Raw genomic sequence first — 7,072 nt, forward strand, 5'->3', positions numbered from 1 at the left:
CCGCGCTCCCAGGTTCACCGCCGCTTCAATATCCAGCCCAGCGCGATGCCCGCCAGCAATCCGATCAGATGGGCGGTGAAGCTGATCTGCGGCAGGGCAAGATCGATGCCGGCCTGCAGCACCAGCACCAGCCCCACCATGCTGAGGTTGCGCCGGTCCGCGACCGTGCGGGTGGCAAGGAAATCCGTCAGGCGTTGCAGGGCGATGGCGCCCAACAGGGCGAAGATCGCTCCCGAGGCGCCGACGAGCAGATTCGGTTCGGTGAGGCCGGCCGCCGTCAGCCCAACCACACCGGCCATGGAGATGAGGCCGCCCACGCCATAGATCACCGCCATGCGCCAGGTGCCCATGCCGATCTCGACGAAGCGGCCGAGGACCCAGAGCGCGAACATGTTGCTGATCAGATGCTCCGGTCCGGCATGGAGGAACATGGCGCTGACGAGCCGCCACCATTGCTGGTCGTGGATGACGTCGGGTGGCCACAAGGCCCCGAGATCGTACAGGGTCTGGGTGTCCTGGCTGTCGCCGACGAACATCTCCACGCCGAACATCACGCAATTGGCGAGAATCAGGAGATAGGTGAGTGGCGTGCGCCGCCAGTCCGCCTGCCTGAGGGGGGCGTCGCGGCCGGCGCGCATCGCCATCATGTCCAACTGCTGCGCCGCGGCGGGGGACAGCAGAGGGGCAGCCTCGACCACAGGACGTTTCAGGCGCGCGGCGATCATTTCCCGCTGGATGTCGGTGAGTGCTGCCGGATCGAACGTCTCCAGGAGGCGGCGGGCCTCGTCGAAACGCCCGGCCGCCTGCAGCGCGGTCGCATGCCAGAAGGCTTTCACCACCGGCGGCAGGATGCTGAGGGTGGGCAGGAGTGCGGCAACGGCATCCACCCTGCCGCAGAAGGCGAGCATGATCATCAGTGGGACGTGCGATCGTCCCAGCGTGGTGCGATGGGCCGCATAGGTCTGCACGAGCGCATCGAGCTGCCCGGTTTCGCCCAGCGCCCGGATCGGGAAGAGGACGGCGTCGCCGACGAGCGGTACGCTGTGGCTGCGCAGGAAATCGACCATGCCGGGCCAGTCGCCTTGCTGCCTCAGGATCTGGAGCTCGAGCATGAGTGCCTCGGGCCCCGCCACCGTGGATCTCATCGCCGTCAGGGCCTCCACGCGCTCCTGCGGCGTCGGACGGGCCACGGCCGAGAAAAGCGCCGCAGTGTAGCGGGTGGTGCGATCGGGATGGAGCAGCACGGCGAGGCCGGACAGCCGCGCAGCGGAGATGCTTCGGCCTGCTATCGTCTCACGCTGCGCCTTCAGCATCAGAAGGCCGGGAGCATAGACCAGTGCCAGCGCCAGGACCGTCAAATAGCCGTAGACCCCAGGTAGAAGCCAATAGCCGGCGACCGCGACAAGGATCACCAGGCTCAGCAGCGCGAACATGCGTCCGGTGCCAGGAACACGGTGGCTCTCGGTGATCACCATCTGGCCGATGACGACGGCGGCGAAGGAAGCAGCGGAGAGCGCCAGGAAGATCTGCAGGTCCATAGGGGGCTTTTGCCGGAACTGGCTGTGCGCCGCAACTCGACGGCGGCAAGCCTCTTATGCACTGCACGACGATTGAGCCTGCACGGCTTTTTCTTTATCTAAGGTGGCAGAAGGGGCTATAGAGAGAAAAATTTTTCATGTGACAGGTTGGTTATGGCCGAAAAGCCGTCCGATATTGCAACGCTCAGCTTCGAAAAAGCACTCGCCGAACTTGAGCAGATCGTGCGTAGCCTCGAAGGCGGCAATGTGCCGCTGGAAGAATCGATCACGCTGTTCGGCAGGGGCGAGCAGCTCAAAGCCCATTGCGACCGGTTGCTGAAGGTGGCTGAAGCCAAGGTCGACAAGATCCGCCTGGATGCCGAAGGCAAACCAGCCGGCCTCGAACCACTGCCCGAAGCCTGATTTCGCACGGCTTCCACGGCTTTTTTGGTGAACACTTTGGCACACATTCCTTCTACACCCCTGCTCGACACCATCCATTCACCCGCGGATCTGCGTCTTGTCCCAGAGGATAAGCTGCAGCAGGTAGCGGACGAACTGCGGCAGGAGACGATCAGCGCCGTTTCGGTGACGGGCGGGCATCTGGGCGCCGGCCTCGGCGTGGTCGAGCTGACGGTCGCCCTCCATGCCGTGTTCGACACGCCGCAGGACCGGCTGATCTGGGATGTCGGCCACCAGGCCTATCCGCACAAGATCCTGACCGGCCGGCGCGAGCGCATTCGCACTTTGCGCCAGCCGGGCGGCCTGTCGGGCTTCACCAAGCGCAGCGAGAGCCAATACGACCCCTTCGGCGCCGCCCATTCCTCGACCTCGATCTCGGCGGGGCTGGGCATGGCGGCGGCCCGCGATCTCGGTGGGCGCGCCAACAATGTCATCTGCGTGATCGGCGACGGTGCGATGTCGGCCGGCATGGCCTATGAGGCGATGAACAATGCCGGTGCCCTCGGCTCGCGCCTGATCGTCATCCTCAACGACAACGACATGTCGATCGCCCCGCCGGTGGGGGCGATGTCGGCCTATCTCGCCCGCCTGGTCTCGGGCAGCACCTACAAGAACCTGCGCGATTTCGGCAAGATGCTGGCCAAGCGCCTGCCGAGGTTCTTCTACGACAAGGCCCGCCGCACCGAGGAATATGCCCGGGCCTTCTGGACCGGCGGCACGCTGTTCGAGGAACTCGGCTTCTATTATATCGGCCCGATCGACGGCCATAATCTCGACCACCTCCTGCCTGTGCTCAAGAATGTGCGTGACCAGGCCGACGGTCCCGTGCTGGTGCATGTCGTCACCCAGAAGGGCAAGGGCTACGGCCCGGCCGAGGAATCGGCCGACAAATATCACGGCGTGGTCAAGTTCGACGTGATCACCGGGGCGCAGGTCAAGGCCAAGGCCAATGCGCCGGCCTATACCCGCGTCTTTGCCGAGAGCCTGGTCAAGGAGGCCGAGAAGGACGAGAAGGTGGTGGCCATCACCGCCGCCATGCCCTCCGGCACCGGTCTCGATCTCTTCCAGCAGGCCTTCCCCCGGCGCCTGTTCGATGTCGGCATCGCCGAGCAGCATGCGGTGACCTTCGCCGCGGGCCTGGCCAGCGAGGGCTACAAGCCGTTCTGCGCCATCTATTCGACCTTCCTGCAGCGCGGCTATGACCAGGTGGTGCACGATGTCGCCATCCAGAACCTGCCGGTGCGCTTTCCGATCGACCGCGCCGGCCTGGTCGGGGCCGATGGCGCCACCCATGCCGGGGCCTTCGATGTCACCTATCTCGGCTGCCTGCCCAACATGGTGGTGATGGCGGCGGCCGACGAAGCCGAGCTCGTGCATATGGTGGCGACCGCCGTCGCCCATGACAGCGGCCCCATCGCCTTCCGCTATCCGCGCGGCGAGGGTGTGGGCGTCGAGATGCCCGAGGTCGGCATCCCCCTGCCGATCGGCAAGGGAAGGGTGCTGCGCGAGGGCGCCAACATTGCGCTGCTCTCCCTCGGCACGCGCCTGGCCGAATGCCTCAAGGCGGCGGAGGACCTGGCGGCGCTCGGGCTCTCGGCCACGGTGGCAGATGCCCGCTTCGCCAAGCCCCTCGACGAGGAGTTGGTGCTGCGGCTTGCGCGGGAGCATGAGGTGCTGCTGACGGTGGAGGAGGGCTCGGTGGGCGGCTTCGGCAGCTTCGTGGCCCATCTGCTGGCCGATGCTGGCGTCTTCGACCGCGGCCTGAAGTTCCGTTCCCTGGTGCTGCCCGACGTCTTCCTCGACCAGGACAAGCCGGAAGTGATGTATGCCCGCGCCGGCCTCGATGCCGCCGGCATCGTCGTCAAGGCGCTCTCAGCCCTCGGGCGCGACACGGTGTCGGGCGCAAAGCGCGCCTGATGCGCAAGCGCGCCGACCTGCTGCTGGTGGAGCGCGGCCATTTCGACAGCCGCGCCAAGGCGCAGGCGGCGATCGCCGCCGGCCTCGTCAGCGCCGCCGGCAAGCCGGTGCGCAAGGCCTCCGAAGCGCTGGAAGAGGACGTCGACATCCAAGCCCAGGCGGCCTTCCCCTTCGTCTCGCGCGGTGGGGTGAAGCTCGCGCATGTGCTGGACGCCTTCGCCATTCCTGTCGAGGGGCGGGTGGCGCTCGACATCGGCGCTTCGACGGGTGGCTTCAGCGACGTGCTGCTGCGGCGCAAGGTGGCCAAGGTCTACGCTGTCGATGTCGGCCGCGGCCAGCTCCATCCCAGCCTGCGCGACGACAGGCGGCTGGTCTCGCTGGAGGGACTCGACGCCCGCCAGCTCGATCGCAGCCTGGTGCCCGATGCCATCGACCTGGTGGTCGCCGATGTCAGCTTCATCTCGCTGGCTTTGGTGCTGCCGGCGGCGCTGGCCCTGGCCGGTCCCCGCGCCGATCTCGCCGTGCTGATCAAGCCGCAATTCGAGGCGGGCCGCGAGCGTGTCGGCAAGGGCGGGGTGGTGAAGGACGAGGCTGTGCACGGCGAAGTGTGCGACCGCATCGCTTCGCTCGTCTCCGACCTCGGCTGGACGGTGCGCGGCATCGCGCCTTCGCCCATCGAGGGCGGAGACGGCAATCGAGAATTTCTCCTGGCTGCCGAACGGGTTACGCCATCAAATTGAGAATTGACTGAGGACTCTTCAGGGAGTGATTCAAGTCGCTGCAACACTGCTTCAAGAAGTTGAGAGAGTGATTCATCAAACTGACACATTGGTTCAGCTCACCATCGAGCGGCTCGGCCATCGCGGCGATGGCGTGGCGGAGGGGCCGGTCTTCGTGCCCTACACCCTGTCGGGCGAGCGTATCGAGGCAGAGGTGCAGGGCGAGCGGGGCCGCCTCGTCGCGCTGCAGGAGCCGAGCCCCGATCGCATCGAGCCCTTCTGCCCGCATTTCACCCGCTGCGGCGGCTGCGCCATCCAGCATCTCAGCGAACCAGCCTACCACGCCTGGAAACGGGGCCTCGTGGTGGAGGCGCTCGGCCAGGCCGGCATCGACGTGCCGGTCGAGCCCCTGGTCGATGCCCACGGCAGGGGGCGGCGGCGCGCCACGCTGCATGCCCGCAAGGGCAAGGTCGGCTTTGCCGAGGCACGCTCGCATGAGCTGATCGAACTCGACGCCTGCCCGATCCTGGTGCCCGAACTCAATCAGGGCCTGGAGGCGGTGCGGGCGCTTGAGAAGCAGTTGCGCGGCCTCGGCAAGCCGCTCGACATCGTGCTGACCGCGACCCTCACGGGCCTTGACTGCGACATCCGCGGGGCCGGCCGCATCGATGACAAGATGCGGCTGAAGCTGGCGGAACTGGCCGCCCGCTATGATCTCGCGCGGCTCTCCAACCATGGCGACGTGGTGATCGAGCGCCGGGTGCCCGTCGTGCGCTTCGGCAGTGTCGAGGTCTCACCGCCGCCTGGCGCCTTCCTGCAGGCAACGGCGGATGCCGACAGGGCGCTGACCGCCCTGGTGCAGGAGGGGCTGATCGGCGCCAGGCGCGTCGCTGACCTCTTCGCCGGCTGCGGCACCTTCGGCCTGGCGCTCGCTGCAACCTGCCAGGTCCAGGCCTTCGATTCCGATAAGGCGGCCATCGCGGCGCTCGACGGGGCGGCAAAACGCGCCCAGGGCTTGAAGCCGATCACCGCCACCGCCCGCGATCTCTTCCATCGCCCGCTGCTGGCGGATGAACTGAAGCCGTTCGACGCGGTGGTGTTTGATCCGCCGCGCGCCGGGGCGGAGGCGCAGAGCAGGCGCCTGGCCGCCGCCAAGCTCAAGCGCGTCGTCGGCGTGTCCTGCAACCCCGCCACCTTCGCCCGCGACGCCGTCATCCTGATCGCCGGCGGCTACAAGCTCGTGAAGGTCACGCCGGTCGACCAGTTCCGCCATTCGGCGCATGTGGAACTGGTGGGCGTGTTCGAGCGCTAATGGTGTGCCGGACTTCAGACCGGCATGCCCGCTACTGTGCAGAATACGAAAGAAGGCCGGCACACCAGGGCGGCCCTTGCATCCTCCTGGACCTCTCCCTTACCAAGGGAGTGCTCCAGTCGCTTGCGGATGAAATGCCATGGCCGAGTCGTCCTCACTCCCCACCGCCCTCATTGTCATGGGCGTCTCCGGCAGCGGCAAGAGCACGGTGGGGGAGGACCTCGGGGCGCAACTCGGCTGGCCCTTTCGCGATGGCGATTCCTTCCACTCGCCTGCCAATGTCGCCAAGATGCATGCCGGCATCCCGCTTACCGATGAGGACCGCTGGCCCTGGCTCGCCGCCATCGCCGCCTGGATCGCCGAACACCGGTCGAAGGGGCAGCACGGCATCGTCGCCTGCTCAGCCCTGAAGCGCATCTATCGCGACGCCCTGCGCGACGGCCATGCCGACGTGCGCTTCGTCTATCTCGAAGGCACCAAGGAACTGATCGCCACCCGTCTCGCCAGGCGCAAGGACCACTTCATGCCGCCGAGCCTGCTCGACAGCCAGTTCGCCACCCTGCAGCCGCCGGGCGCGGACGAGAAGCCGATCACGGTGTCGATCGATCAGTCACCCGAGGGCATCGTGGCGGATGCGTTGAGGCAGCTGGACTGACGCCAGAAAGGGTACCGCAAATTTATTCGAGGGAAGCCATGCCGAGTCGAAAAGGCTCAGGCGGTCAAGGCGCTCCTGGGACCGCGGGCGTCTCGCCTGCCTCTTCCGTTGTCCGGGGCGCAAGCCGAAATTGGTGTGCCGGTCTTCTCTGTGACATCGGCCGACAGTCGATGTCACGGTAACTGCATGCCCTGAGCCTATGTGGAACCTGAGCCTATGTGGAAGATGCCGGTCTGAAGACCGGCACACCAAGCTGCGACCTTCCCGGCTTACGTCGTGCTTCCAAGATGCAGGCGAGACGCCTGCGGTCCCAGGAGCGCCTCCAACGAAGCCTCATGCCGTTGGTGACGTGGGGAGAAAGAAGAACAAATATTGATTTTCTTTCGTTCCCATGCTCTCATCTCTCCCGGAATGAGGCGTCAGCGGCCGGCGGAGGTACAACCCGACCCCGAACGCTTCCATCCACCCCGAGAGCCTGTCCAAGCGGCAG

The 7,072-nt window shown here is 66.4% G+C and carries 6 protein-coding genes; 5 read left to right on the forward strand and 1 reads right to left on the reverse strand.

Going from position 1 to position 7,072, the window contains the following annotated elements; genetic code table 11:
- Positions 1–14 precede the first annotated feature (14 nt).
- Complete coding sequence (locus QQL24_RS31890) at positions 15–1,538, reverse strand: rhomboid family intramembrane serine protease (protein WP_284316346.1); 1,524 nt, start codon at positions 1,536–1,538, stop codon at positions 15–17.
- A gap of 153 nt (positions 1,539–1,691) precedes the next feature.
- Between QQL24_RS31890 and QQL24_RS31895 the strand changes: the two genes are divergently transcribed.
- The 5 genes from QQL24_RS31895 (at position 1,692) to QQL24_RS31915 (ending at position 6,582) form a co-directional block, all read left to right on the forward strand.
- Positions 1,692–1,940: an exodeoxyribonuclease VII small subunit gene (locus QQL24_RS31895; RefSeq protein WP_284316347.1), complete on the forward strand. Its 249-nt coding sequence runs from the start codon at positions 1,692–1,694 to the stop codon at positions 1,938–1,940.
- Between the two features lie 36 nt (positions 1,941–1,976).
- Positions 1,977–3,896 carry a 1-deoxy-D-xylulose-5-phosphate synthase gene (gene dxs / locus QQL24_RS31900; protein WP_431310786.1) on the forward strand — a complete coding sequence of 640 codons (1,920 nt, stop codon included), beginning with the start codon at positions 1,977–1,979 and terminating at the stop codon, positions 3,894–3,896.
- Complete coding sequence (locus QQL24_RS31905) at positions 3,896–4,636, forward strand: TlyA family RNA methyltransferase (RefSeq protein WP_284316348.1); 741 nt, start codon at positions 3,896–3,898, stop codon at positions 4,634–4,636. The genes dxs and QQL24_RS31905 overlap by 1 nt, the downstream gene beginning before the upstream one ends.
- A 67-nt stretch (positions 4,637–4,703) precedes the next feature.
- Positions 4,704–5,927 carry a class I SAM-dependent RNA methyltransferase gene (locus tag QQL24_RS31910; protein WP_284316349.1) on the forward strand — a complete coding sequence of 408 codons (1,224 nt, stop codon included), beginning with the start codon at positions 4,704–4,706 and terminating at the stop codon, positions 5,925–5,927.
- 139 nt (positions 5,928–6,066) lie between these two features.
- The gene (locus tag QQL24_RS31915; protein ID WP_284316350.1) at positions 6,067–6,582 is read left to right on the forward strand and encodes a gluconokinase; all 516 of its coding nucleotides are present in this window, start codon (positions 6,067–6,069) and stop codon (positions 6,580–6,582) included.
- Positions 6,583–7,072: the final 490 nt, after the last annotated feature.

Source organism: Labrys miyagiensis (genome assembly GCF_030160835.1).
Classification (GTDB): Bacteria; Pseudomonadota; Alphaproteobacteria; order Rhizobiales; family Labraceae; genus Labrys; species Labrys miyagiensis.

Bases quoted from the DNA above. Each gene is read 5' to 3' on its own strand.
- QQL24_RS31890 (WP_284316346.1), bottom strand. From the start codon at position 1,538: ATGGACCTGCAGATCTTCCTGGCGCTCTCCGCTGCTTCCTTCGCCGCC.
- QQL24_RS31895 (WP_284316347.1), top strand. From the start codon at position 1,692: ATGGCCGAAAAGCCGTCCGATATTGCAACGCTCAGCTTCGAAAAAGCA.
- QQL24_RS31905 (WP_284316348.1), top strand. From the start codon at position 3,896: ATGCGCAAGCGCGCCGACCTGCTGCTGGTGGAGCGCGGCCATTTCGAC.
- QQL24_RS31915 (WP_284316350.1), top strand. From the start codon at position 6,067: ATGGCCGAGTCGTCCTCACTCCCCACCGCCCTCATTGTCATGGGCGTC.